Source organism: Winogradskyella marina, assembly GCF_015645385.1.
GTDB classification, from domain to species: Bacteria; Bacteroidota; Bacteroidia; order Flavobacteriales; family Flavobacteriaceae; genus Winogradskyella; species Winogradskyella marina.
The window spans coordinates 37,808-64,472 of sequence record NZ_JADOET010000003.1 but is presented as its reverse complement, the minus strand read 5'-3'; the positions used below and the strand labels follow the sequence as shown (position 1 = coordinate 64,472).

Here is a 26,665-nt window from a genome sequence, read left to right as displayed (position 1 = left end):
CATGAAAAAAAAATTACTTGTTATCGGTTTTGTTTGGCCAGAGCCAAAAAGTTCTGCAGCAGGCCGTCGTATCCTTCAGTTAATTGCTCAATTTCAAAACCAAGGTTATGATGTGGTTTTTTCTTCTGCGGCTAAAACGTCTGATAATACCTTTGATTTAAATAGTATAAATGTTGTAACGAAGCCCATTCTTTTAAATGATTCTGGTTTTGATGATTTTGTAAAGGTACTAAATCCCAATGTGGTTTTATTCGATAGGTTTATGACCGAAGAACAATACGGTTGGCGAGTTTCAGAACAATGCCCAAATGCTTTTAGAATATTAGATACAGAAGATTTTCATGGCTTACGAAAGGCTAGGGAAGTGGCTTTAAAACAAAATGAGTCAGTTACTAAATCGCACCTTCAAAACGATACCACCAAACGTGAAATTGCAAGTATCTATCGCTGTGATTTGAGTTTGATGATTTCTGAAGCTGAGATAGAAATATTAACCAATCAATTTAAAATTGATAAAAGTTTACTGTATTACTTACCATTTTTATTAGAGCCTATTTCTGAAGACGAAAAAAATCAGGTGCCAACGTTTGAAGCCCGGCAACATTTTATAACTATTGGCAACTTTCTTCACGCTCCAAATTATGATGCCGTTTTATATCTAAAACAGACGATTTGGCCATTAATACGACAACGCTTACCGAAAGCGGAATTGCATATTTACGGTGCTTATGAATCGCAAAAAGTAACACAACTCAATAAACCAAAAGAAGGCTTTTTCATTAAAGGTTTTGCAGAAGATGTAAATGTTGTGATGGAACAAGCAAGAGTTTGCTTAGCATCCTTAAGATTTGGCGCAGGACTTAAAGGCAAATTAATCGATGCGATGCAAAATGGAACACCATGTGTCATGTCTACTATTGCAGCGGAAGGCATGTTTGGTGAATTGGAAAGCAACGGTTTAATAGGAGATAATCCTGAAGCCTTTGCTGACAAAGCTGTAGCGCTTTATACCAATTTGGATCTTTGGTCAGTAAAAAAGAACAATGGATTTAAGGTGTTAGACCAACGTTTTAATAAGGCTAATTTTGAAGGTAACTTTGCGACACATGTTAACTGGCTCTCTGATCATCTAGAAACGCATCGCCAAAATAATTTTATTGGGCAATTATTTAGGCATCAATCTATGCAGAGTACTAAGTATATGAGTAAATGGATTGAGGCTAAAAACAAATAAGCCTTAGTTTGTTGAAACTATTTAGTGTTTAATTTCAAGGTTCTAAAATATTAAAAATCTTTTTAAAGTTTACAGGGAAGTCATCTTTTAAATACAATTCTTCTTTTGTAAAAGGATGCACAAAGTTTAAACTATAGGCGTGTAGGTATAAGCCTTTCCCATTTAAAATAAGCGATGCAATGCCGTAATCTTTGTCACCGAGAATTGGGTTTCCAATGCTAGCTAAATGTTTTCGTAGTTGATGTCGTCGTCCTGTCGAAGGTTCTAATTCCACTAAATTAAGATATCCAAATCGAGTTGATGCAACAGTTTGGTGTACTTTGTAAATAGATTCGCTGGCTTTTCCATCTACTTCTGTTATAACACGACCTTCGGCTTTCATGCTACCAATGGTAACAGCATAATAGGTTTTTTTTATCGCTCTGTCTTCAAATAATTTATTTAAAGCGCGAATACTACGCTTGGTTTTTCCTATTAATAAAATGCCAGTGGTAGGAAAATCTAAACGATGCACAGGTTGTGGTTGGGTGGCATCATCTAGAGGACTTGGTTTTAGATTTTGAATTAAAGCATTAGTAATGGTTTTAAAGTGGTTGCCACTGACTAAAATTCCTGCAGGTTTGTGAATTACGGCTAAATAATCATCTTCAAATAAAACCTTGAGTTTAAAAATTAAACGTTTCTTAGGATTCACATGTTCGGGAACGGATAAGCTGATAAGCTCACCACCATTAATAAATGTAGCGGAAGTAGCAGCGTTACCATTGACTGTAATATAGCCTTTTTTTAATGCTTTTTTTAAAGCAGATTTGGTTGGGAAGCTATCAAAAATCCCGACACCATATTCCTGCAATCGAATAGGAGTTGTACGCTTAGAGACCTTATGGTTTTCTGTTAGTTTGATGATTTTGTTTGTGTCTTAAAATTGCCCGAAATTAAAGCGATTACTAATACTCCAATTCCAACTCCCAAAGCAGCTCCTTTGACAAAATCGTTAATTAGCGAAAAATGTGCTACAAGTTGAGCTATAGAAATAATAAATATTCCCGAGCATAAAAGGGCTATTGTTTTTCTTTTTGTTAGTGATTTCATAGTTTTATGAGTTAGTTTGGATGGCATAATTAGATACAAGACTAATATCTTGTTTACTTTTCTTAATTTATTGGTGAATTTAAAAATATCTATTTTATTTAAAGTGTTTTCTTAAGCATCTTTCGGTATTTAAAACCATAAATTTCTTGAATTTTGTGATTTAATATATGGTCTGATGGAAATACTTTTAGTTCTAATTTTTCATTTTTAGTTTTTAACCATTTTATAAATTCAATATAGTGGTCTGAGTGTGCAATCGCTAGAAAACTCAAAGATTGTAATTGATTTTTAGTATTGAATTGTATTCTATTTTTATCACTTGATTTATGTATGGATAAGAATTCAATTACTAATAAATCTGCATAAGGGACTTGTATCCTTTTCTTTAAAAATTTGTATTCGATTATAATTTCGTTCTCTAAGAATTTAATAGTAAAAGTTCGCTTTCTTTGATAGGAAATAATTACAACAACAATTCCGATAGTTATTAAAATAGAAATTAATTGTATCCAAATGATGTCAGTAGCGTATACTATACTACCTCCAATTGCTAAACACATTAATATCGCTAATACGGTATCAAGATTAGAATGACTTGAAGCTCTATAGTAGGGGTTCATGTTTTTAAATTACCGTAATATTAGTGTTTATTCGTGTAACTGTATACGTCTAAGTTAATTTAAAATCATAGTTCTTGCAAACCCTTTGGTTATAAACTGAAAAAAAGCCATTAGTAACTATTGACTTTTTTAGGAATATGAACAGAACTATTAATCTAATAGCACTTTTAAGACTAATTATATTATAAATTATTCTTCAAAAATGCTGTTATTTCAGAGGGTTCAGCTCTATTTCGATAGTCCGTGTCCAAAAATGCATATGCAATTTTTCCTTCTTCATTTATGATATAGGTTGCCGCTAAAGGAAGTGCGTTAGAGGAATCTCCATTGTGGCTATTCATGTCAAATGATTTATTGTAAATACTGGCAACCGCATCTGTTAATGTAAATACAATACCATAATCTTTGGCGACTTTGTTACCGATGTCACTTAAAACTTCAAATTCTAAATCGTTTTTTTCAGTTGTACTGATCGATTGGTCAGGTAATTCTGGAGTTAAGGCTAATAAATTGGCATTGTTCGCTTTAAAGTTTGGTAATTCTTGTTGTAATTGTTGTAAGGTTAAATTACAATACGGACACCAACCACCTCTATACCAAGTTAACACTACAGGGCCTTCTTTTAAGTAGGCTTCTAAAGCAACGGTTTTCCCTATGGCATTTTTTAAAACAAAATTTGGCGCTTTGTCACCAACTTGCTTTGCTTGACTTAGGATATCGCTATTCTTTACATCTTCAAAACCTTCGTTGTAGATTCTTTTTTTAGTTTCGTCTGCATTTTTTTCAAAATTAGCTTTCTTCTCGTCTAATTTTGATTTTAAGGACGTGACTGTATGATTTGTCATTGTATTTTCTTTTTTAAACTCTTCTTTTTTCAAGTTATTATTAAATGAAATATTAGTCCATGTAACATATATCCATGGAGCATCCGTGACTTCAGCGTCCCAATTAGATTTTTTATATTGACGTTTTGTCGGAATTAACATACCATCGATATCTTCGTATTCTAATTGCATTAGATTTGGGGTTTCCATAACGCCAAAATCAGCAACAGTAAACAAAAATTGATCGACCAAACCACTGTCTTTGTTAATATAGACCTGGTAAATGTCCGTTGGTTTATTGTTTTCTGAAGTGAAGGCTATTTTTACAATGTCGTAAGCTGTGTCTTCAATGTTTTTTTCGCCTAAGTAATCGTAAGTCACCCCAGGATCCAATAATTTTGGCAACATGGCAAACCAGTAAAAATTGGTAGGGCGGTTAAATGCGACACGTTTTAAAGCAGCCTCATCATCGGTGATTAGGTTGCCCTTATGTTTTAGCCAATATTCGTCACCATCGTAACCTTGTTCTATTAAACCTTCTAAGTTAGGAAGTGTTCTTTCGTGTTGCTTATATGCGCCATAGGATAATTCTCCATTAAATATATACTTCTCTGTACTGACGTCTTTTTTACCATCTGGAGTTTGATAGGTATAGGTATAAACCACGTCTTTTTTGTTTAAAAGTGTTTGGTAGTCTCCAGTTTTTTTAGTGAGTTCATACACTAATTCGTGTCCTTTGTTTTTAAAAGTTATTGTTTCTGATTTTTTTTCTGAGTCTGATGTACCCGTTTTAGCTGCTGCATCCGACGTTTTGCCATTGTTACAAGATGCTAATGTAATACAGGTTATAAGTGTTAAGATTTTGATTTTCATATATTTAGTTTTACGTGGTTTTATACTAAAGCGCCATTGGCACCAATAATTTGACCAGAAATCCATTTAGAATCGTCACTTGCTAAAAATAATACGACCTTGGCGATATCTATTGGTTGAGCCAATCTGTTAAAGGCATTCATACTGCTTAGTTTTTCAATAAATTCTGGTGATTTTCCATGCATAAATAATTCGGTTTCTGTAGCGCCAGGAGCAAGGGCATTTACTGAGATTCCTCGTCCAATTTCTTTTGAAAATACACGTGTCATTTGCTCTACTGCTGCTTTCGATGCCGAGTATAAAGCATAGGTAGGAAACATTAATTTTACCGTGCTTGAAGAAATATTTATAATATTCCCGTTATCTGCCAATTTGTGAAACGCTTCTTGCAAGGTATTAAAGATCCCTTTAACGTTAACATCAAATTGTTTAGAAAAATCTTCTGCGCTGTTATCTTTTAGAGGTTTTGAAATCATAACGCCAGCATTATTAACTAAGACATCTACTTTTCCGTAGACCTCAATAGTTTTATCGAATAATGCTGTAACCTCTACTTTTTGACTTACATCTGCTTTTATGGCCCTTGCTATTCCTCCAGCTTCCGTAATAACCTTTACCGTATTCTTGGCGTCATCTTCACTATTGGAATGGTTAACAATAACTTTAGCGCCATTTTTAGCTAATTGAATGGCAATTTCTTTACCTATACCTCTTGAGGCACCTGTTACAATAATAACTTTGTTTTTTAGTGACATGATACTATTATTTTAAAGCTACTAAACGTTGGGCAATTAATTTTAAATTAGGTTCATTAATTTCTGGAGTTGGTGCTAAAGGATACAGTTGCGCGCCTGGTCTTCCAACAAAAGCACCGCGCCATCCTGCCCAAATAGCACCAGCAATATCCCAGCCGTGTGCAGCAACAAGCAAACATTCATTGGGTTTTACGCCCATTTTTCTTGCAGCCCAATCGTAAGCATCTGTATCGGGTTTAAATTTTCCTATGTCTTCAATGCTTAGGCGTTCATCAAAATAATCTAATAATCCTGCGTTTTTAAATTGTGTTTCTACACCTTTGTTAGAGGAATTAGTAAAGGATACTAATTTATAGCCTGCAGCTCTTAAATCGGTTAAGGCTTGCTTTACTTCAGGATGGGCAGGTAAGGAACGTATTGGACCTAAAATAGATGCTCTTGCGTCTTCTTCAGTAATTGTAATGCCGTGATTGGCTGCTACCATTTGTAAAGCTGCTGAACCAATGATGCCAAAATCATTATATTGTCTACCTACTGTAGTAACTAAGGAATATTGTAGCATGGTTGTAAACCATAATGGTAATAAATCACTTCTATCACCTAAAACTTTACCTACGCTATCTTTCATAGCAGTAAGGTCTAGTAAGGTTTCGTTAACGTCAAAAAATAATACTTTTGGTCTTGTTGTAGTCATAGTTTCTTTTTTTTCTTCTGGTTTAGTAGGTGCTGCAAATCCAAACTGTGGTAAGGTTGCTCCAGCGACACCTAACATTGCTGTCTTTTTAATAAAATTTCTTCTGTGGTTAGTACTCATGTATAAGGTTGTTTTTAAACATACTAACAGGTATGTTTTTAGATTAAAAAAATATTAAGGTTTCAGTTGGTTGAGGTATAGGGAAAGTCCTAAAATATAATCATCGAGGACGCTGTCGTCATTATACAATTTTCTAATCCCTCGAATGCCTTCAAAAGAACTAATTAAATACACCGCAACAGCATTGCTAGAAATTGTTTTATTGATGACATGTTCTTTTTTGCCACGCTCAAGTAAATAGACTAAAGCCGCTTTCCATTCTTCTACAATGCGTTTTAAGGCCAATTGGTATGCTTCTTCTTCATCGGCAATTTCATTAATGAAATTATTCATAGGGCAACCATGTTGCTTATCGTACTGAGAGAAAGACTTTAAACGTTCTGAAAACGTAACTTTTAATATGGCTAGTGCATTGCCATCTTGGTATAATGGCGTGATCATTCCTTGGTAAACACGTTGTTGTATTTTGGAACTGATCACCTCTAATCCAAGTTCTTTTTTGCTTTTGTAATGATGGTAAAACGCTCCTTTGGTAAGGTTGGTCGTCTTCATTATTTTATCTACACTCGTGGTTTTAAATCCGTTTTTATAGAATAATTTAAACGACTCGTTAAGAATCAATTGTTTGGTAAATTCTGACTTTTGTTTTTGTTCCATATTCAAAGATATATAAAAAATACTAGTTAGTATGTTTTAAGGTGGGTTTGTAAAAAATTTAACATAAATTATACTTGGTAAACGATCAGGCTTTAAGTAATTCTAATAAGGTTTTGGTGCCCTGTGTAGCAGATTTTTCAATGAGATGTACTCGGTTGTTATTCATGTAGGCTGGTTTTGGGTCTATATAATAAATAGGTGTTGCTTCTGGGGCATAATCCATTAGTCCGGCCGCAGGATAGACTTGCATACTCGTACCAATAATGACTAAAATATCCGCTTTTTGGCATACTTCTATAGCTTCTTCAATCATGGGAACTGCTTCGCCAAACCAAACAATATGAGGTCGTAATTGATGGCCCTCTGCGCACAAATCTCCTATGGACAGATCTTCGGTAAAGTCTTTAATATCATTTTCATTTCCTACACTTCTTATTTTTCGTAATTCGCCATGTAAATGAACGACAGCTGTACTTCCTGCACGTTCATGTAAATCATCAACATTTTGAGTAATTATAGTGACGTTATAATCGTTTTCAAGTGCTGCTAAATCTTTATGTGCTTGGTTGGGTTCAACATCCTTCAATTGTTTTCGTCTTTCATTATAAAAGTTTAAAACCAATTCCGGATTACGTGCAAAACCTTCGGGTGAAGCGACTTCCATAACGTCGTGTCCTTCCCAAAGTCCATCTGCATCTCTAAATGTTTTTATGCCACTTTCGGCACTTATGCCAGCTCCTGTTAGTACAACAATATGTTTTTTCATAAATTAAAAATAACCAAAATTAGATTAATGCGTGTAAAGTACCTATAATTTTCAGGGTATGGTCAGTTCCATTTTTAGTATTTTTGACCTATGCAAGATTTAAAACTTTTAGAATACTTAGAAGGCTTTGTAACTCCAGGTCGTATAGAGCGCTTTAAAACGATATTACCAAACCGAACCAAGCATTTTACGGTTGCAACAGAAGATGTATATCAATTACATAATACAAGTGCTGTAATGCGCTCTTGTGATGTATTCGGAATACAAGAATTAAGTATTGTAGAAGAGGTGAATTCTAAAAGTATAGATAGAGAAATTGCAATGGGAGCGCAAAAATGGGTAGATCTTAATCGATATCACTCCATAGAAAATTGTATTTCTGATATTAAGGATAAAGGCTATCAAATTGTCGCAACAACACCACACAGAGATGATTGTGAGTTGATTGATTTTGACATTTCTAAAAAATCGTGTTTTTTCTTTGGAAGAGAATCTGAAGGGCTATCGCAACAAGTATTAGATGAAGCCGATTGTTTCCTTAAAATTCCGATGGTTGGCTTTACAGAAAGCTTGAATATTTCGGTGTCTGCGGCTATTATTCTTCAACATGTCACAGCGCAATTACGAAAGTCAGATATTAACTGGCAACTAACAGATGAAGAGATTATAGAAAAACGTATTGATTGGATTAAAAAAACACTAAAAGATTATGATGCCATTGTAGAACGTTATAATTTGAAGTCATAATTTTTGTAAATTTAACTCACTAAAATATAAATTATGGTAGGTTGGTTTGAGATTCCGGTTAACGATATGGAACGTGCAAAAAAGTTCTACGAAACAGTTTTTAAGGTTGCTATAAAAAATGTAGAATTTGATGGTTTAATAATGGGTTGGTTTCCTAACAATAACGGAGCTTATGGGTCAACCGGAACACTCATTAAACAAAACTCATATGTGCCAAGTAAAGACGGAGTATTAATCTACTTTATATCTAAAGATGTACAAATAGAACTCGATAGAGTAGAAGCTGCAGGTGGAAAAATAGGCTTAGAAAAAACAAAAATTTCGGAAGAAAATGGTTTTATGGGAATGTTTATAGATACAGAAGGAAATAAAATTGCCTTACATTCTGATGCTTAGTGAATACGATTTATTCCTTTTTGTTATTCTTTCTTTCTTTACTGTTTTTGATGACTTTATATTCTTCGTAGCAAATACTTATGGCATCTAAAATTTGAAGGTCATTAGCTGTGTTAATGAAGTCTTTTGAATAATTACACTGGTTTACAATTTCGTCTAAGTCGTATCTTGTGACTTGTAATAACACCAATAACATTTCTCTATCAAAACGCTTAGATAAATGACTTCTAATTTCATCATCCTCCTTCATTTTCTTTAGCTTACGCATTTCGTTAGGCTTACGGCCAAACATATTGTATAAAAAATCTGCAGGATTAAAAATAGCACCAAGTACACGTGACGCCAAGTTAGGTTTTCCAGCTTCATAACCTTGACCAGGTAAGCCAGAAATACGATAACGATTATTAGAGGTAATAGGAACCTGATTCATATCGACTTCTAAATAACCTGTTAATTCTAGTTGTTTTACGGTAACTTCCTCTAAGGCTAAGGCTAATTCGGTCATTGCAATTTCAGTATTACCAAATTTCACCCAGTCATTGGTAACTCTAACTTTAATAGACTTATATCCTAAATACGATAAATGTAAAGTGTCGTTAACTTTAGCTCTTATTTCAAACTCTCCATCATCGTTTGTTGCGGTTCCAACAACTTCATTGATATTTACAATGTTTGCTTCTGCTAAAGGTAAACTTGTTGTGGAGCTAACTAAAGTTCCTTTTACTTTTGAAGGTGTCTTGGTGGCAGTAGTATCTTGACTATAGCCATAAACCGTCGTTAAGCATAAAATTAAAATAAGTAGATGTCGCATGCAGGTGTGTTACGTGGTAAAGGTAATAAAGAAAACGGATTTAACATATTACACACTTAGATTTGACGTAATATTAACTTTTATAATAGGTAAAGGCTATGTTTAGAATAGTTCAAAAAAAAACCAAAACCTAAAGTATTACTTCAAGTTTTGGAATTTGTTATTGGTATTAAACGTTAAAACGTTTAGAAAAATTTAATATTATCGTCTAGAGCGTCTTGGTCTATCTGAACCCGAACTATTAGATTCTGAAGAACGTCTGTCGCCTTTAGAGTCGTTAAATTTTCTATCTCCTCTGTCGCTTCTATTATCGTCTGAGCGTCTGCTACGTCTATCACTTCGGTTTCCAGAACCTCCACCTTCAGAACGTCTTCCGCTAGAGCGTCTATCTCCTCTTGGCTTATCATCTCTTCTTCGGCCACCAGAGCGTCTGTCGTTGCCTCCACGACCTCTTCCGCCACTTCTTCCACCACGACTTCTGCCTTTGTCAGCACTTACTTCAACATTTACAAAACGACCATCATGTTTAAAATCAGTGAAGAATGCCAATACTTTTTCTTGTAAACCTTTTTCGGTATTAAAGAATGAAAAGCTATCTTTTACATCGACTTTAAAAACGTCGTCACGTCCTAATTCTAATTGTTCTTTTAAGAAATCTTTCAATTTCATCCAGTCGTAACCATCTTTTTTCCCGACGTTAATAAAGTAACGAGAATCGTTAGATTGTTTGTTGTAACCGCGTCCACCATCTCTATCGCTTCCGCGAGACTCAACAACATTTAAATCTTTCGATTTTTGATAGTAATTAAAGAAACGATTAAATTCTACAGAAAAGAATTTTTTGATTAATTCGTCTTTCTCCGTATCTGCAAATAACGTGTTGATATTTTCTAGATGCTTATCAATTTCTCCATTAGTTTCAGTGGTGTGTATTTTATTGGCTAAGGACATTAATTGTACTTCAACAATACTTTCTGAAGATGGAATCTCCTTCTTCTCAAATTGTTTTTTAATGATACGTTCTATACCTTTAATTTTTCTAACTTCACTTTTAGAAACAATAACCATTGAGATACCTGTTTTACCAGCACGTCCTGTTCTACCAGACCTGTGAGTGTAAACTTCAGGTTCATCAGGTAGTTGGTAATTGATAACGTGTGTAATATCATCGACATCAATACCACGAGCTGCAACATCTGTAGCTACCAACATTTGTATTTGTTGGTTTCTGAAAGATTTCATTACTAAATCACGTTGATTCTGACTTAAATCTCCATGTAATGCTCCTGCAGAATAACCATCTTCAATTAAGTTTTCGGCTACTTTTTGAGTGTCTCTTTTTGTACGACAGAAAATCACAGAAAATATATCAGGATTTGCATCTGCCAAACGCTTAAGTGCTTGGTAACGATCTCTAGCATTTACTAAATAATATTCGTGAGAAACGTTACTTGTACTTTCGTTTTTGTTACCTACAGTAATTTCGGTAGGATCGTACATAAATTTCTTTGCAATGTTGGCAACCTCTCTAGGCATTGTTGCAGAGAATAACCAGGTGCTTTTATCATCTGGTGTGTGGGATAAAATATCTGTAATGTCTTCATAGAAGCCCATATTTAACATTTCATCGGCTTCGTCTAAAACGCTGTATTGTATTTTAGAAATATCAACCATATTACGGCTAATCATATCTTTCATACGACCAGGAGTAGCTACAATTATTTGTGAACCACGTTTTACTTGTCTTGCTTGGTCAGAAATACTTGCACCACCATAAATAGCAGTAACATTTAACCCTTTACAATACTTACCGTAAAGTTTAAGTTCGTTGGCGATCTGTAAACACAATTCGCGTGTTGGAGATAAGATAAGACCTTGTGTGGTTCTGCTATCGACATCAATTTTTTGTAACATAGGAAACCCGAAGGCTGCAGTTTTACCTGTTCCTGTTTGTGCCAAAGCCACTAAATCTTTGTCTTCTTCTTCTAATAAAAGTGGAATTGCTTTTTGTTGAACTTCACTAGGTTTTTCAAAACCTAAATCCGTAATAGCTTTAAGAAGGTCTTCATTAAGACCTAATTCTTGGAATGTGCTCATTCTTGAGTTTTATGTATTCGATTATGTTCTGTTGGTGTTACAAGAGAAGCGAATCGACATACTAAACACTAAAACTTCTAGGTAACACATCCTCACGCTGAGGAATATATAAAATCCAACCTTGGATTTTTTGCAAGGTGCAAAGGTACGTTAATTATTTGGATAATCAATTTTGTTATTCTTATTAAGCTTAGTTGTTGTATTTTAAAGTAATAGAAGTGAAACAATACCTACAATTAGTGAGGTCATTGTAATAAGGATTGATTTTAGATTAAAGTCTATTTGATATTACTAATTCCAATTTTTCTTTTTTTAGAATCAGTTATTTCAAAAAATCAACCAACTGAGCAACCGCTTTCCCACGATGCCCAATTCTATTTTTTTCTTCTAGAGATATTTCTGCAAATGTCTTATCGAATCCTTCAGCTTTAAAGAGAGGATCGTAACCAAAACCACCTTCACCATGTGCTTTATTTTTAATACTGCCTTTGCAAATCCCAGTAAATGTATGCAGCTCTCCGTTTAGGTGCAATGCAATAACCGTTTTAAACTGTGCACTTCGGTTGGGTTTGTTCTTAAGTTCGGTTAAGAGTTTATGGTTGTTGTCGTCTGCATTACGCTGAGGACCAGCATAACGAGCGGAAAATACGCCAGGTTCTCCATGTAAGGCTTCAACCTCTAAACCTGTATCATCTGCAAAACAATCGTAACCATAATGTTTTTTTAGGTATTCTGCTTTTTGTATCGCATTCCCTTCAATAGTTGGTTGGGTTTCAGGAATGTCTTCAACACAGGCAATATCACTCAAACTTAAAAGTTTAATGTGCGTAGGTAACATAGACTGAACCTCTTTTAGTTTATTTAAATTATTAGTTGCGAAAACAAGTTGCATAATATGACCTTATTTAATGTAATTTTGTTTTTGTAAAAATAGGAATCTAATATAGGATCAATTGTCAAAACAAAATAATTTTAACACGCACTTTTATGTTATGGTAAAATCTTTTTTGCTTTTAGTGTTTTGTTTTGCAAGTTTTAATTTAAATGCACAAGATTTAGAAGATTTAGACTCCTTATTAGTAGATAGAGATATTGAAAACTATTCGCTGCGTATTTTCTCCAATTTTAAAGTTAATAAGTTTAGTGTATCAGATGGTGATTCTAAAGCCAAGTTTGTGCCTAATAACAGGTATGGTTTAGGTCTTGGTTTTGCAAACAAAAAGATAATACTAGATATCGCTGTTAATATTAAAAACCCTAATAAAGAGAAAACAAGTCGGTTTGATCTTCAAGGCTCTACGGTATTAAAAGATAAGAATTTTGTAAAAATTTATACCCAAGTTTATAGAGGTTTTAATGCTAAAAATGATTTTGACGAACCTACCGTTTTTAGAAATGATATTAGATCTGTAAGTGTTGGAATTAATTATTTATACACTTTAGATGATATTGAATTTTCATATTCGCTTTTAAAAGCCGGTTTACCCAATAAAAATTATGAAAATATATTTATAACTGGAGGTGCTGGTGTTTTTGGAAGTTTTGATTATTTCTCTGGAAAACCTAGTATATTATCAGAAACGACAAGACCGTTTTTTAATGAGCAAGGAGATGTTAGGAGATATCAAGGGTTGTCATTTGGTGTTTTAGCAGGAATTATATCTTACTTTAAACTGCCAGAGAATATAACAGCAACCGTTAATGTTATGCCAGGAATAGGCTTGATAGATAAAAAAATAACACTTCAAGATGGAAGTTTTGAGCCAGCAAATCCCATGCTTTACAAATTAGATTTCTTAATAGGCTTAAGCTATAATTTAAACCCATTTTATGTGAGTTTTACATATAGCAATGGGTTGAATAGCACTGATATAGATTTCGGTAATAATTACTTGTTAAATCTTACGAAAGCTAAATTGGCCATTGGTTATAAGTTTAACAAAAAACACTAAGTTCTACCTGTTAAGGTCGTTATGGTTTTTGATGAAATAATTTTAAATTTTATCAATAAATTATGATAATTATCAGTTCTGAAACTGACTAAATCTTGTATCTTAGTGAAAAGAATAATTCATTAAAACAAGATAGATTATGACGGTAAATTTTCAATATGTAAACATTGACGTAAGTGAAACACTTTCAGAATTAACAGAGGAAAAGTTAGAGAAATTAGCTAATAAATTTGAGTTTTTAATTTCAGCTCAAGTATATTTTAAGCATGATGAAAAAGATCATGATGCTGGTAAAATTTGTAATATAGAACTGAGCTTACCTGGACCACGTATTTTTGCAAAATCGAATGAAAAAAATTACGAAATGGCAATGAACGAGACCATTAATGATTTAACAAGACAACTTAAAAAACGAAAAGAAGTTTATAAAACACACTAATGCAATAAACGTTTAGACGTTTAATATCAGAGGGTTTATAGTTTTTAGCGATGATGATAAGGTTCATTTCTAAGAATTGTAAACCCTCTGTACAATTGTTCAATAAAGAATAAGCGCACCATTTGATGCGAAAATGTCATTTTTGACAAGCCTAACTTGCCATTTGCTCTATTATAAATAGCATCCGAAAACCCATAAGGACCACCAATAACAAAAATTAAGGTTTTAATCCCAGAATTCATGTGTTTTTGTAAATAGTTAGAAAACGCTATAGAATCTAACTGTTTTCCGTTTTCGTCTAAGAGAATTAAAACATCAGACGTTTGAGTTTTTGCCAAAATCAATTCGCCTTCCTTTTCTTTTTGCTGAGATTCCGATAAGTTCTTAACTTTTTTTAAATCAGGAATAATGTCAAATTCAAACTTAATATAATGACCAAGTCGTTTTGAGTAATCGGCAATTAAGGCCATTAAGTTTTTATTATCGGTTTTGCCTATGGCAATGAGTTTTATTTGCATTGTAGTGTCTGGTCGAGCGCAGTCGAGACCTGGTTAAATGACCTCTCGACTGCGCTCGAGGTGACAGAAACTGTCTAAATAATTTTCAAATTTAAGGATTTAAAAGCATTCAAAAAGTTAGTCGCTTTATAATTTGATATTTACTTTTTGACATTTTTAATCTATCAATTCCTATTTTTACAACAAATATGTATTCAGATGATTTCAAAAGCACAATTCGATAAAGAAATAGAATTAATTATCTCTAATGCTATCAGAGAAGATGTTGGTGATGGTGACCATAGTTCATTAGCTTGTATTCCAGCTTCGGCTCAAGGAAAAGCAAAATTACTGGTCAAAGACAAAGGTATTATTGCAGGTGTTGAATTTGCGAAGCAGGTATTTGAGTATGTCGATAAAGATATGAAAGTGGAAACTTTAATAGACGATGGACAACATGTAAAACATGGCGACATTGTGTTTTTTGTTGAAGGTGCTTCACAATCCATTCTTAAAGCCGAACGTTTAGTGCTTAACGCTATGCAACGCATGAGTGCTATTGCGACAAAAACAAGAGAATTTGTAGATATTTTAGACGGTACAGGAACTAAAATTTTAGATACACGTAAAACAACGCCAGGCATTAGAGCTTTAGAAAAATGGGCTGTGAAAATTGGAGGTGGAGAAAATCATAGATTCGCCTTGTATGATATGATTATGCTAAAAGATAATCATATTGATTTTGCCGGTGGAGTTGCCAAAGCTATTAACCTGACTAAGCGATATTTGAAAGATACCAACAGAGATTTAAAAATTATTGTTGAGGCCAGAAATCTAGATGAAATTAGAGAGATATTAGATTGTGGTGGAGTTTATCGCGTCCTTATCGATAACTTTAATTATGAAGATACACGTAAGGCTGTAAAGCTAATAGGCGATCAATGTTTAACGGAGTCTTCTGGTGGTATTAATGAACATACGCTCAGAAAATATGCAGAATGTGGTGTCGATTATATTTCGTCTGGTGCATTAACACATTCAGTATATAATAAAGATTTAAGTTTAAAAGCTGTGTAATGCCTAATTGGTAACTTTAAATATTGAATTTAAACTTTAAGCCGAGTATGTCCAAACCCATAGAAGATAAATTAGATAAAATTCCGGTTTTAAATGTACTTATGCGTTTTTTTAAGCAGATAAAGTTACCAGGATTTGAAGGATTATCTGTGTACGATTTGCTAGAGCTGTATATTATGGGAATTGTAAATGGAGCGCTAACCACAAGAGCAAGTGCCATTGCATTTAGTTTTTTTACAGCTATTTTTCCGTTTTTGCTTTTTGTAATTATTGTTATACCACATATTCCTATCGATGGCTTTAGAGGTGATTTTTTAGATTTTTTAAATTCCATCTTACCACCACAAACGTCAGCTTTTTTCATAGATAGTATTTTTCAAGATATGAGTACCAATACAAGTGGAGGTCTTATTTCTTCCATCTTTTTATTATCTATTTTTTTAATGGCAAATGGGGTAAATGCTGTTTTTTCGGGTTTTGAAACTTCCTATCATAAACAGCTGTATCGCAATGTGTTTAAACAATATATGTATGCTATTGGTGTGGCATTAATTCTAGCATTTCTTTTATTGCTAACGGTTGCTGTATTTGGATACTTTCAGATCTATATACTTAAACCTTTGTACGAAGGCTTAAGTGGTCACGCTATCACAGAAGGCGATAAAGGTGTCGGCTGGATTATCTTTGCAAAGTATTTATTCTTTGTGATAATGGCTTATTTAGCAACAGCGACTTTATACTATTTTGGCACTAAAGAAGGAAAAGCATCTAAGTTCTTTTCAGTTGGTGCATTGCTTACAACTTTACTGATTATGTTGACCTCCTTTTTGTTCGGGATTTATATTGAAAACTTTTCGCAATACAATGAGCTTTACGGTTCTATTGGAGCTTTATTGATTCTGTTATTGTATTTATGGCTAAATTCTAACATATTACTCTTAGGTTACGAATTAAATGCATCACTTCAATTTTTAAGAAAGCATCCAACGGCTAAAAAGGAAATTACTTAAAGTGTTTTAAAAACTCATCCTTCCGTCGAATTGAAATAGGCACTTTTGCATCATTAGTCATTAAGACATAACTCTGTTTTCCTTTAAAGTATTTTTTTACATGGTCTATATTTATGAGATGTGATTTGTGGGTTTTAAAGAATGAATTATCAGCCAATAAATCTTCATAGAATTTTATAGGTTTTGAAACCATGGTTTTGCCATCTTTAGTGACGATGTGTGTATAACTTGTGTCTGCTTCTAAATGAATAATATCCTCAACCTTTACAGTTTCAAAGCCTGTTAATGATGGAATGGTAATCACTTTTTTCAGGTCTGGTTTTAGGTTTTTAAATAGATTTTGAAGATGGTGCTCTATATTATGAGTTGTCAAATCTGCTTTTAGTCGCGTCACAGCATTATTAAAATCATCAGAATCTATGGGTTTTAGTAAGTAGTCAAACGCACTAAATTTAAAGGCTTTAATAGCGAAATTATCGAATGCTGTTGTAAATATGACTTTAAAATTAACCTGATTAATTTCTTGTAGAAAATCGAACCCTGTTTTATCATCAATTTTTATATCTAAAAACACCAAATCGGGTTGTAATTGCGGCACAACTTTTAGTGCTTTTTCTACAGTGTCGATTACGGCAAGCACATTAAAAGTATTTGGATGTTGTTCAATATGACTCAGAATACGATCTGAACAATGCTTTTCATCATCTATAATTACAGTGTTTATCATAATGTTAAAAAGCAAGTTGTATTGGGAGTGAAACGTCTATTCTAGTGCCTTCTGTTTTATCTATAATTTCTACAGAACCATTCGTGTTTTTTAATTTATTTATAATTTCAATTCTACTTTTTGTAATGGCCATTCCCATTGACTTTTTGTTTTCAGATTCGTTGAGGTTTTGTCTGCCTACACCATTGTCATCTACACTACAAATGAGCATGTTATTTTCAGCTTTAAAAGAAATTTTGACAAAGCCAAGGTCGTCTTTATGCGACAAACCATGAATAATACTGTTTTCAATAAACGGTTGAAGAATCATTGGTGGCACTAAAATGTTGTCATCATCTAAATCAGCTGCAACATCAATAGTATAATCAAATTTGTTGTTAAAGCGTTTGCGTTCAATGTCCATATATGTTCTAAGAAGAGCGATATCTTCACTTAATAGTATTTCTTTCTTTTCTGAATTTTCTAAGGTTAAACGCATCAATTTGGCAAATTTACTCAAGTAATCACTTGCAGATTGCGTGTCATTTTTTAAAATATAATCACCAATAGAATTAAGAGAGTTAAAGATAAAATGCGGATTCATTTGCGAGCGTAAAGCTTTTAATTCAGTATCAGATACTTTTGCATTAAACTCTGCTTCCTTTGATTTCGAAACCGCTTCTTGTTTTCTTCTGTAGAGCACAAATCCTATAATTGAAGCTAAAACTAAGCCAGAACCACCAATGATAGAGGTATTTTTAATCGACTTTTGGCGTTCAATTTCTACTTCAGAAATCGCTTTGTGTTTATCAGCTTCATATTGAATTTCTTTCCGAGATATTTCGATTTTTCTATCTGCATTAATAAGACTATCGCGTAATATAATGTGTTGTTTATACGTATCTAGCGCGTTTTTATAATCTTCTTTTTGTGCATAGACATTGGCTAAAGTGCCCAAAGCACTGTTTTTGGTAGATAAGCTATTTAAGGCCTCATTTAATTTTAAGCTGTTGGTGGCATAGTATTCAGCTTTTTCTATATTCTTATTTAATAAATAAACTTCAGCAGCATTGGTGTATGCTGAAACGCGTAAGCTTTCAATGTTTTGATGTTCTATGAGTTCTAAACTTTCAATTGTGGTTATTAAACCTTCTTCTAAAAAACCTGCTCTAGCTTCAATTAAACCAAGATTGGTTTTGATGTTTGCCATATACAGTTGACTTTTGTTTTGCTCTGCTCCAACAAGTGCTTTTTTATAATAGTAAATTGATGAGTCTAACTTTTTTTGATCTCCATACACATTACCAATATAAAATTCGGCTGCGAATTTACTCGTGTATTTAGGATTGTTTAATAGCGTTTTAAAACTCTTTAAAGCTTTGTCGTATTCTTGTTGCTCTAAATTAATGAGTCCGATGTTGGTGAGTACAGCAACTTCATACTTTTTAAATTTTTCATCCTTTTCAAAAATAGCATAACTCTTTTGGTAGTAGTTTAACCCTTCTAGCGGATCAGACTTAAAGTAATGATGTATAATGCCCAAGTTATTATACGAAATCCCAATTCCTTTTGGGTATTTAAGTTGTTTAGAAATATCTAGTGTTTTGTTAACATAACTCGTCCATGTGGTATCAGCAGGAGTTAAGAACATTTTTCTTGCGACATACTTAATTCTTAAATTAATATATGTGGTGTCTTGTTTTTTGTAGTTAAGGATTACATTTTCTAAAGAATCTAGCATTTTATTTTGCGAGAAACTAAATGTAGAAATAAGAAAAAAGATAATAATTAGTGACCTTTTCATTGTGATATGTCGTTAATAGCCGGTTAAAAATAGTCATTTATGGTTAAAAATCAGCTACAAACACGACGTTAATATATTCAAACCCAACGATAATAAGTTGGCTATAGGTTTAGGTGAATAATATGATGTTCTTTAACTGTTAATAAGAATGTGTTAATCAAAATATCGAAAAGAAAATGAAAACTAAATGTAACATTTTAAAAATTGCTTTAATCGCGTTAATCATGGTAAGTTGCTCTAGTAGTGATGACAGTTCGGACACTAATTCTGTTTTTGGAACTATTCAGTTGTCTGGATCCGATACTTCAGAAGTTGGTACTAGCCTTGTGGTTGGAAATATAGATGAGGATGCTTTAGACACAACAGGCACTACAAGTTCTGTGGTGCTATCAGATGAAAATACAACGTTTAATAATGGAGAGCCAAGTATAGGAGATTTTTTAAATGCATTTGTAATAGTTGCCGCAGAGTTTACAGTTGGTGATAATGCAGATGTGCAAAAAGCTATTTCAATGACTATTCTTAAAAATGGTGAAGAGTTTAGCTACGTGTGTTCTACGCCTCCAACAACTTCAGCAGATAATACAGATTGTGGTTCAAGCTTTAGTGTAGATAAAACGGCAAAACAAGTGGTGTTTAGTAATACCACTGTTATCAATGTAGATTCAGGAGCCATTTTAACAATGAATGGTACTATTAATTATTAATTCATTTATCACGTTTATTACAAATTTAATTTCAAGTATAAACCTTAACAAATCCATCGATTATGAGACTACATTGTTCAGTGCTGCGTTATTTTTCCATAGGATTGTTTATTCTTTTTTTATTACCAATGCTAAGTTGGTCGCAAGAAAAGCGTATTAAAAAACCTAAACGAAATTCGAAAATTACCAGTGTAGATGATTTTGTAAAACACTCTTTTGAATTGTATCATAAGGTTTTTGTTTACGATAGTTTAGTTAAAGCAGGAGTGGATGTTCCTGTAGAGATTGAAGATGAATTGATGGAACGTGCAGAAAGAGATGCTGATAGTCTTTGGCAAGAAGTGCCAGATATCGCTGAAGATATCAGCGATGCACCTTTTATGCGACAAGCAAAAGCAACCTTTAATTTAAACAGAACCAAGAATGCGCTTAAGTTTTGTATGACTGCCGTGAAAGCTTATTTTGTTGGTACAGAAGAAGACGAAGAAGAAAATTAAAGAAAGACATTTTAAATTACATTATATGAAACTTAGCATGTTGTTTTTTATCGGTTGTTTTGGACTGTTTTCTGTAACTGCGCAATCTTACAAAAATGGTTTTAGAACAGATGTGTGTGCATGTTTGGAAGCAGAAAGTTTAAAACGACCGATAACTGAAAATACGTTAAAGGCATGTTTAAGAGAAACACTTCCTAAATATGCAGCTCAAATTGATGCGCAAATTGTGGAGCCAGATATCAATAAAAAATTTCATAAAGGTCAGTTAGCTCGAAAAGACCTTTTGGTAGCTACGCAATACGAATTAATTTATACTTGCGATGTGTATTTTAAGCATCTCGATTACCAAAGAACTAGTAAAAAACTAATCGCTAGGGAAAACGCCAGAGAAACCGATTTAGAAAAGTATAATCAAATGGTTGCCATGACACCCAATGCAATTGCTTACTTTATGCGTGGACAGTTGCAGTTTAATTTAGGTAATATTAAAGCAGCTGAAGCAGATGTGAATAAAAGTTTAGAGCTTAATCCGAATAAAGAAAATACAAAGTCAACGAGACACGAGCTGTTATTATTAGCTTGGATTTATGAAGAGCAAGAAAAATATAATGCTGCTGTAGCGCTTTACGATAAAATATATTTAGGTGATTTTGATGTTGAAGTTGCTAGATGGCGTGCCCTTGCAGATAAAAAAGCTGGTGGATCAGTATCAAACAGCCCAAAAGTTGAACAGGCAGTGGTTATAAAAGATAATAACAAGGCATCGCGAAGAAAGGCAATTAAAACTGAAAAAAACACAACAGTTAAGTCTGAAAGTAAATCTATTAAAGTGGAAAAAAAGAAAGATACTGCAGCACTACGTAAGTTGTTAAAAATAGGAGGGTAACTTGTTTTTAGATTGGTTACAGTAATGTATATATATCAAATTAATTAATAATTGAGTTCAAAGTTTTAAAAAACCATCTTCATTCGAGATGGTTTTTTAAATTAAACCTATTACATTTGAAGTACTAACTACAGAAAATTTAAATATGATTAAAAACGCAATAGCATTTTTTATTTTGTTCATGGTGTTTTTTAATCTCACAGCTCAGAGCATTGTTGGCAAGTGGAAAACCATAGATGATAACACAGGTGATGCAAAATCTATAGTTGAAGTTTATGAGGAAGATGGTAAGATATATGGTAAAATTATAGCTGTTTTTAATCCAGAGGTAGAATACAGAGTTTGTAGTAATTGTAAAGGTGATAAAAAAGACCAGCGCATCGTTGGATTAGTCTTTATAGAAGGGTTATCTAAAAATGGTGGTGTGTATGATGGAGGTACAATTCTAAATCCAGAAAACGGAAAAACATACCGTTGCCGTCTTAAGCTCGAAGGTGACTCGGACACTCTTCAGGTAAGAGGTTATTTAGCTTTTTTCTACAGAACTCAATATTGGAAGCGTGTTAAATAATGCTACATTTTATAGACGTCATATTGCCAATTCCGCTTCAAAAAGCGTTTACGTATCATATTACTGAAGCAGAATCTCAGTTCTTAAAACCAGGTATGCGAGTTGCTGTGCCTTTTGGAAAAAGTAAAATTTATACCGCTTTAGTTTACACCATTCATCAAAATCCACCAACGGCTTACGAACCAAAAACCATTCATCAAATCTTAGATGATGTGCCTGTAATAACTGAAATGCAGTTACAACATTGGAACTGGATTTCTAATTATTACATGTGTAGTTTAGGTGAAGTATTGCGTGCTGCCATGCCAAATGCTTTTTTGTTAGAAAGTGAAACGGTTATCTCTAAAAATGAAAAAGCAAATATTAAGGAATCTGAATTAAAAGATGACGAATATTTAATTTATGAAGCGTTACAACATCAGTCTTCATTAAAAATTAATGATGTTGTGTCCATCCTAGATAAAAAGCGTGTACTACCTATTATTAATAGCTTAGTAAAAAAGGGTGTTTTAAATTTACAGGAAGAACTTTACGAAAAATACACACCAAAATTAGTGCGGTATGTAAAACTTCATGATAACCACAAATCACAAGAGAAGCTTCAGGAGTTGTTAGAAGAATTAAGTCGTGCGCCAAAACAACGAGAAGTTGTTTTAACACTGTTCACCATGGAAGCTTCGATAAAGCAACCCATTAAAGTTTCAGATTTGTCTGAGCGTAGCGGTGCTTCAACAAGTATAATTAAAACGTTAATTGATAAACAAATATTAGAAGAATATCATATTCAAGTCGATCGTGTTCAGTTTGATGGAGAAGGTGATGCCGATGCCAAACGCTTAAGTGAAGCACAACAACAGGCTTATGATGACGTAGAGACCATTTTTAAAGAAAAATCTGTTGCATTATTACATGGTGTAACGTCTTCTGGTAAAACTGAAATATATGTTCAGCTTATTCAAAAACAATTAGAGCAAGAAAAACAAGTATTGTATTTGTTGCCAGAAATTGCATTAACGACACAGTTAGTTAATCGACTTCAAGATTATTTTGGTGAGAAAGTGGCTGTTTTTCATTCCAGATATTCAGGAAATGAAAGGGTAGAGGTTTGGCAAAACATGCTGACGAATTCCGAAAAAGCGCAAGTAGTTATTGGAGCACGTTCGTCGTTACTGTTACCATTTACTAATTTAGGATTAATTATCGTTGATGAAGAGCATGAGTCATCTTATAAACAATTCGATCCTGCGCCACGTTACCATGCCAGAGATGCTGCCATTGTGTTGGCAAATTTATTTAAAGCAAAAACCCTTTTAGGGTCTGCGACACCAAGTTTAGAAAGTTACTTTAATGCGAGCCAAGGTAAATATGGTTTGGTAGAATTAAATACACGTTACAATAATGTGTTAATGCCAGACATTGAATTGGTAGATTTGGCAGATAAATACAAGCGCAAACGAATGAAAGGTCATTTTAGTGACCGACTTATTGAAGAAATGACCGAAACCTTAGAGGAAGGTTTCCAGATTATATTGTTTCAAAACAGAAGAGGATTTTCGCCGATAATAGAATGTACTACTTGCGGAACATCACCGCAATGTCCTAATTGCGATGTAAGCTTAACGTATCATCAATACAGAGATCAGTTGCGTTGTCATTATTGTGGTTATAATTCGGCAATGCTAAAGAGTTGTCAAGGTTGTGGAAATTCAACTTTAGACACCAAAGGATTCGGTACTGAGCAAATAGAAGCAGAGGTAAAAGTGTTATTTCCTGAAAAAAAAGTGGCACGTATGGATTTAGATACGACGCGAGGAAAATACGGTTTCGAGAAAATAATAAACAGCTTTGAACAGCGCGAAGTTGATATTTTGGTTGGTACACAAATGCTAACAAAGGGATTAGATTTTAGATACGTAAAATTAGTTGGTATAATGAATGCTGATAACTTGCTCAACTTTCCAGATTTTAGAGCGCACGAACGTAGTTATCAATTAATGGCGCAGGTTTCTGGTAGGGCAGGACGAACAGATTTGCGAGGTAAAGTTTTAATTCAAACCTATAATCCGCATCATAATATTCTGCAGCAAGTTTCAACCAACTCTTATAAAGAAATGTTTGCAGAGCAAATGAACGAACGCTACAATTACAAGTATCCACCAATTTACAGAATAATAAAAATTACGTTTAAACATAAGGATTATAATCGTGTGAATATGGCAGCAGATTGGTATGCCAAATCTTTAAAACAATTATTTAAAGCTAATGTTTTGGGACCTGAGTTTCCACCGGTTTCAAGAATTCGAAATTTGTATCACAAAAACATATTGGTTAAAATTCCACCAAAACAGTCATTACTAAAAACTAAAGAAGCGATCCAGAAAATTGATAATAGTTTTAATGCTGTTAAAGACTTTAGACCAGTGAGGGTGGTAATTAATGTGGATAATTATTAATGAAACTTAGACTTATTAGGTTTTCAAAACATCCCTAAAGTTTAATTAATGGGACTTTATTTGTCAAGAATACTTAAATTTCTTAAAGGTAATTTATTCTATTTCTAATTAATTTTCAATTTATATTAAAAAGTTAGTCAAATAGATTGTCCCCTTGAGGGGACTTTAGGAGTGTAAAAATCTAATAATTAGTTTTTTTAAACTAAAAAATCCTAAGCAAATTGCTCAGGATTCTTTATAATTTATAATGTAATGCTTTATATGTAAATGTAATGTTCTACATATTATTTAAAGCATCTACTAATTGGGTCTTTTTATTTCGACTCAATGGAATTTCGTAAGCACCAACTTCAACATTTTTACTGTTAAATCGGTCAATCTTATCGAGATTCACAATGTAGGATTTGTGAATTCTTAAAAACTTACCTTCGGGTAGCTCTTGTTCAAAAGCTTTCATAGTAGATAGTACTACCAAGCTGTTTTCTTCAGTTACTACTTTTACGTAATCGCCAAGTGCTTCAATCCATTTAATATCCTTAATATAAACTTTACGTTTTTTAAGGTTACTTTTTACAAAGATATGCTCACCATCAGTTTCGTTAAAGTCTAGTTTTAATTTGTGCTGCTCAATAGCTTTTTCTACAGCAGTATTAAAACGTTCTTTTGTGATTGGTTTCTGAAGGTAATCGGTGGCATCGTAATTAAATGCTTTAAAAGCATACTCGGTTTTACCGGTAACAAAAATAATTTGGGGTTTGTTGTTGAGCACATCTAGCAACTCAAAACCGTTTAATACAGGCATCTCTATATCTAAGAAGATAAGATCTACCTTATGGGTATTAAGACCGTTTTTTGTTTCTAACGCACTGCTATACTCTGCTATAAGGTTAAGTGAGGAATGATTCTCAATTAACTTTACTATAGAGAGACGCTGAATCGCAGAATCATCAACAACTACACAGTTTAAAGTCATAACATTATTAATTTTAGGTTAAGATATCGACAATAGTACGATAAATTCGGTTAAAAAACAAATAATACCGACAAACCGTAATAATTAACAGAATATTTTTGACTAAAATCTATTGAATTTTTACTTGTAAAACGTTGTTAGATATAGAAATTATATGTATTTTTGCACCCGTTTTAACAATAAACAAAATTAATTATTATGAATCATTATGAAACTGTTTTCATCTTAAATCCCGTTTTATCTGACGATCAGATAAAGGAGACAGTAAAGAAATATGAGGATTTCCTCGTTTCTAAAGGAGCTAAGATGGTATCAAAAGAAGATTGGGGACTAAAAAAATTAGCCTATCCAATCCAAAACAAAAAAAGTGGTTTTTACCATTTATTTGAGTACACTGTTGCTGGTGAAGTAATTGAACCTTTAGAGGTGGAATTTAGACGTGATGAGCGTTTTATGCGTTACTTAACTGTGAAATTAGACAAACACGCTATTTCATGGGCTGAGAGAAGAAGAGAAAAACTGAAAGTTAAAGCAAAAGCAAAAGCGTAATTATGTCATCTATAGAACAACAAGCAAAAGGAAAAAAAGACGGTGAAATTAGATATTTAACTCCATTAAATATCGAGACGTCTAAGACTAAAAAATATTGTCGTTTCAAAAAATCTGGAATCAAGTATGTAGATTATAAAGATGCAGACTGGTTATTAGGATTTGTAAACGAACAAGGTAAATTACTTCCAAGACGTTTAACAGGAACGTCTTTAAAGTATCAAAGAAAAGTATCTGTGGCCGTAAAAAGAGCTAGACATTTAGCGCTTATGCCATACGTTGCTGATTTATTAAAATAAAATATCATAACACAATGGAACTTATATTAAAACAAGACGTTGATAATTTAGGATTTAAAGACGATATTGTATCTGTTAAGAACGGTTATGGTAGAAACTTTTTAATTCCTCAAGGACAAGCTATAATGGCAACTTCTTCTGCTAAAAAAGTATTAGCAGAAACTTTAAAGCAAAGAGCTTACAAAGAGAAAACAATTATTGCTGATGCTGAAAAAACTGCTGAAGCTTTAAATGGTTTAGATATTAAAATTACAGCTAAAGCTGGAACTGGTGCTACTGCTGGAGATAAATTATTTGGTTCTATAACCACTATAGATTTAGCTGCTGCACTTAAAGACGCAGGTCACGATGTTGAAAAGAAATTTATTTCTATCAATGGTGGTAACATTAAGCGTTTAGGTCAGTACGAAGCTGCAATTAGATTGCACAGATCAGTAACTGTAGATTTAACTTTCGAAGTTATTGCTGACGCATAATCTTTTAATTACAACTTTAAAAAACCGTTTAGTTTACTAAGCGGTTTTTTTTATTTTTTTATCCAGACCTACTGTTATTTTAA

Annotated in this window: 30 protein-coding genes; 15 read left to right on the top strand and 15 right to left on the bottom strand. The window is 33.2% G+C overall.

What is annotated here, in order from left to right; genetic code table 11:
• Position 1 precedes the first annotated feature (1 nt).
• Positions 2-1,234 carry a glycosyltransferase gene (locus tag ITJ86_RS05340; RefSeq protein WP_195870587.1) on the top strand — a complete coding sequence of 411 codons (1,233 nt, stop codon included), beginning with the start codon at positions 2-4 and terminating at the stop codon, positions 1,232-1,234.
• Between the two features lie 34 nt (positions 1,235-1,268).
• On the opposite strand, the gene ITJ86_RS05335 is transcribed toward ITJ86_RS05340, so the two are convergent.
• The 8 genes from ITJ86_RS05335 to ITJ86_RS05300 all read right to left on the bottom strand — a co-directional run bounded on the left by ITJ86_RS05335 (position 1,269) and on the right by ITJ86_RS05300 (position 7,635).
• On the bottom strand, positions 1,269-2,087 hold the full coding sequence (locus ITJ86_RS05335) for an RluA family pseudouridine synthase (protein ID WP_230080231.1): 819 nt from the start codon (positions 2,085-2,087) through the stop codon (positions 1,269-1,271).
• Positions 2,088-2,128: 41 nt separating this feature from the next.
• A complete protein-coding gene (locus tag ITJ86_RS05330; RefSeq protein ID WP_195870586.1) occupies positions 2,129-2,326 on the bottom strand; it encodes a hypothetical protein in 198 nt (65 codons plus the stop codon).
• Positions 2,327-2,424: 98 nt separating this feature from the next.
• Positions 2,425-2,946 carry a hypothetical protein gene (locus tag ITJ86_RS05325; protein WP_195870585.1) on the bottom strand — a complete coding sequence of 174 codons (522 nt, stop codon included), beginning with the start codon at positions 2,944-2,946 and terminating at the stop codon, positions 2,425-2,427.
• A 182-nt stretch (positions 2,947-3,128) separates the two neighbouring features.
• On the bottom strand, positions 3,129-4,643 hold the full coding sequence (locus ITJ86_RS17345; protein ID WP_230080230.1) for a peroxiredoxin-like family protein: 1,515 nt from the start codon (positions 4,641-4,643) through the stop codon (positions 3,129-3,131).
• 20 nt (positions 4,644-4,663) lie between these two features.
• Positions 4,664-5,398, bottom strand: a complete 735-nt coding sequence (locus ITJ86_RS05315) for an SDR family oxidoreductase (RefSeq protein ID WP_195870584.1) — start codon at positions 5,396-5,398, stop codon at positions 4,664-4,666.
• 7 nt (positions 5,399-5,405) lie between these two features.
• Positions 5,406-6,212, bottom strand: a complete 807-nt coding sequence (locus tag ITJ86_RS05310; protein ID WP_195870583.1) for a haloacid dehalogenase type II — start codon at positions 6,210-6,212, stop codon at positions 5,406-5,408.
• 54 nt (positions 6,213-6,266) lie between these two features.
• Positions 6,267-6,869 (bottom strand): TetR/AcrR family transcriptional regulator, encoded by a 603-nt coding sequence (locus tag ITJ86_RS05305; protein ID WP_195870582.1) that lies wholly within the window; start codon positions 6,867-6,869, stop codon positions 6,267-6,269.
• A gap of 85 nt (positions 6,870-6,954) precedes the next feature.
• A complete protein-coding gene (locus tag ITJ86_RS05300; protein ID WP_195870581.1) occupies positions 6,955-7,635 on the bottom strand; it encodes an SIR2 family NAD-dependent protein deacylase in 681 nt (226 codons plus the stop codon).
• 90 nt (positions 7,636-7,725) lie between these two features.
• On the opposite strand from ITJ86_RS05300, the gene ITJ86_RS05295 reads away from it, so the two are divergent.
• On the top strand, positions 7,726-8,382 hold the full coding sequence (locus ITJ86_RS05295) for a TrmH family RNA methyltransferase (RefSeq protein WP_195870580.1): 657 nt from the start codon (positions 7,726-7,728) through the stop codon (positions 8,380-8,382).
• Between the two features lie 33 nt (positions 8,383-8,415).
• Positions 8,416-8,778, top strand: coding sequence for a VOC family protein (locus tag ITJ86_RS05290; RefSeq protein WP_195870579.1), 363 nt, complete (start codon positions 8,416-8,418; stop codon positions 8,776-8,778).
• Positions 8,779-8,788: 10 nt separating this feature from the next.
• Here ITJ86_RS05290 and ITJ86_RS05285 read toward each other — a convergent pair whose 3' ends face one another.
• The 3 genes from ITJ86_RS05285 to ITJ86_RS05275 all read right to left on the bottom strand — a co-directional run bounded on the left by ITJ86_RS05285 (position 8,789) and on the right by ITJ86_RS05275 (position 12,578).
• Complete coding sequence (locus ITJ86_RS05285; RefSeq protein ID WP_195870578.1) at positions 8,789-9,589, bottom strand: carboxypeptidase-like regulatory domain-containing protein; 801 nt, start codon at positions 9,587-9,589, stop codon at positions 8,789-8,791.
• Positions 9,590-9,790: 201 nt separating this feature from the next.
• A complete protein-coding gene (locus tag ITJ86_RS05280) occupies positions 9,791-11,686 on the bottom strand; it encodes a DEAD/DEAH box helicase (RefSeq protein ID WP_195870577.1) in 1,896 nt (631 codons plus the stop codon).
• 322 nt (positions 11,687-12,008) lie between these two features.
• Positions 12,009-12,578 carry a non-canonical purine NTP diphosphatase gene (locus ITJ86_RS05275; RefSeq protein ID WP_195870576.1) on the bottom strand — a complete coding sequence of 190 codons (570 nt, stop codon included), beginning with the start codon at positions 12,576-12,578 and terminating at the stop codon, positions 12,009-12,011.
• A 100-nt stretch (positions 12,579-12,678) separates the two neighbouring features.
• On the opposite strand from ITJ86_RS05275, the gene ITJ86_RS05270 reads away from it, so the two are divergent.
• Positions 12,679-13,638, top strand: coding sequence for a DUF4421 family protein (locus tag ITJ86_RS05270; protein ID WP_195870575.1), 960 nt, complete (start codon positions 12,679-12,681; stop codon positions 13,636-13,638).
• A gap of 139 nt (positions 13,639-13,777) precedes the next feature.
• Positions 13,778-14,077, top strand: coding sequence for a ribosome hibernation-promoting factor, HPF/YfiA family (gene hpf / locus ITJ86_RS05265; protein WP_195870574.1), 300 nt, complete (start codon positions 13,778-13,780; stop codon positions 14,075-14,077).
• Positions 14,078-14,121: 44 nt separating this feature from the next.
• Here hpf and rlmH read toward each other — a convergent pair whose 3' ends face one another.
• Positions 14,122-14,595: a 23S rRNA (pseudouridine(1915)-N(3))-methyltransferase RlmH gene (gene rlmH / locus ITJ86_RS05260; RefSeq protein WP_195870573.1), complete on the bottom strand. Its 474-nt coding sequence runs from the start codon at positions 14,593-14,595 to the stop codon at positions 14,122-14,124.
• 198 nt (positions 14,596-14,793) lie between these two features.
• Here rlmH and nadC point away from each other — a divergent pair, with 198 nt between their 5' ends.
• Both nadC and ITJ86_RS05250 read left to right on the top strand, forming a co-directional pair.
• Positions 14,794-15,651, top strand: coding sequence for a carboxylating nicotinate-nucleotide diphosphorylase (nadC, locus tag ITJ86_RS05255; protein WP_195870572.1), 858 nt, complete (start codon positions 14,794-14,796; stop codon positions 15,649-15,651).
• Between the two features lie 47 nt (positions 15,652-15,698).
• A complete protein-coding gene (locus ITJ86_RS05250) occupies positions 15,699-16,661 on the top strand; it encodes a YihY/virulence factor BrkB family protein (protein WP_195870571.1) in 963 nt (320 codons plus the stop codon).
• On the opposite strand, the gene ITJ86_RS05245 is transcribed toward ITJ86_RS05250, so the two are convergent.
• Together ITJ86_RS05245 and ITJ86_RS05240 are read right to left on the bottom strand one after the other, a co-directional pair.
• Positions 16,654-17,388, bottom strand: a complete 735-nt coding sequence (locus ITJ86_RS05245) for a LytR/AlgR family response regulator transcription factor (protein ID WP_195870570.1) — start codon at positions 17,386-17,388, stop codon at positions 16,654-16,656. The genes ITJ86_RS05250 and ITJ86_RS05245 overlap by 8 nt on opposite strands.
• Positions 17,389-17,392: 4 nt before the next feature.
• A complete protein-coding gene (locus ITJ86_RS05240; RefSeq protein WP_195870569.1) occupies positions 17,393-19,108 on the bottom strand; it encodes a histidine kinase in 1,716 nt (571 codons plus the stop codon).
• A 239-nt stretch (positions 19,109-19,347) separates the two neighbouring features.
• Here ITJ86_RS05240 and ITJ86_RS05235 point away from each other — a divergent pair, with 239 nt between their 5' ends.
• From ITJ86_RS05235 to priA, 5 genes are all read left to right on the top strand, one after another.
• Positions 19,348-19,878 (top strand): hypothetical protein, encoded by a 531-nt coding sequence (locus ITJ86_RS05235; RefSeq protein ID WP_195870568.1) that lies wholly within the window; start codon positions 19,348-19,350, stop codon positions 19,876-19,878.
• 62 nt (positions 19,879-19,940) lie between these two features.
• Positions 19,941-20,375, top strand: a complete 435-nt coding sequence (locus tag ITJ86_RS05230; protein WP_195870567.1) for a hypothetical protein — start codon at positions 19,941-19,943, stop codon at positions 20,373-20,375.
• A gap of 25 nt (positions 20,376-20,400) precedes the next feature.
• A complete protein-coding gene (locus tag ITJ86_RS05225) occupies positions 20,401-21,261 on the top strand; it encodes a tetratricopeptide repeat protein (RefSeq protein ID WP_195870566.1) in 861 nt (286 codons plus the stop codon).
• A 145-nt stretch (positions 21,262-21,406) separates the two neighbouring features.
• The gene (locus ITJ86_RS05220) at positions 21,407-21,832 is read left to right on the top strand and encodes a DUF2147 domain-containing protein (RefSeq protein WP_195870565.1); all 426 of its coding nucleotides are present in this window, start codon (positions 21,407-21,409) and stop codon (positions 21,830-21,832) included.
• On the top strand, positions 21,832-24,285 hold the full coding sequence (gene priA, locus ITJ86_RS05215) for a replication restart helicase PriA (protein ID WP_195870564.1): 2,454 nt from the start codon (positions 21,832-21,834) through the stop codon (positions 24,283-24,285). The genes ITJ86_RS05220 and priA overlap by 1 nt, the downstream gene beginning before the upstream one ends.
• A gap of 277 nt (positions 24,286-24,562) precedes the next feature.
• Here priA and ITJ86_RS05210 read toward each other — a convergent pair whose 3' ends face one another.
• Entirely contained in the window at positions 24,563-25,258 is a 696-nt protein-coding gene (locus ITJ86_RS05210; protein WP_008271090.1) for a LytR/AlgR family response regulator transcription factor, read from the bottom strand.
• A gap of 198 nt (positions 25,259-25,456) precedes the next feature.
• Between ITJ86_RS05210 and rpsF the strand changes: the two genes are divergently transcribed.
• Genes rpsF through rplI form a run of 3 tightly spaced genes read left to right on the top strand, consistent with a single transcriptional unit; the run spans position 25,457 to position 26,582 of the window.
• Positions 25,457-25,807 (top strand): 30S ribosomal protein S6, encoded by a 351-nt coding sequence (gene rpsF, locus ITJ86_RS05205; protein ID WP_195870563.1) that lies wholly within the window; start codon positions 25,457-25,459, stop codon positions 25,805-25,807.
• Positions 25,807-26,106, top strand: a complete 300-nt coding sequence (rpsR, locus tag ITJ86_RS05200; protein ID WP_172837628.1) for a 30S ribosomal protein S18 — start codon at positions 25,807-25,809, stop codon at positions 26,104-26,106. The genes rpsF and rpsR overlap by 1 nt, the downstream gene beginning before the upstream one ends.
• A 14-nt stretch (positions 26,107-26,120) precedes the next feature.
• Positions 26,121-26,582: a 50S ribosomal protein L9 gene (gene rplI, locus ITJ86_RS05195; RefSeq protein ID WP_195870562.1), complete on the top strand. Its 462-nt coding sequence runs from the start codon at positions 26,121-26,123 to the stop codon at positions 26,580-26,582.
• Positions 26,583-26,665: the final 83 nt, after the last annotated feature.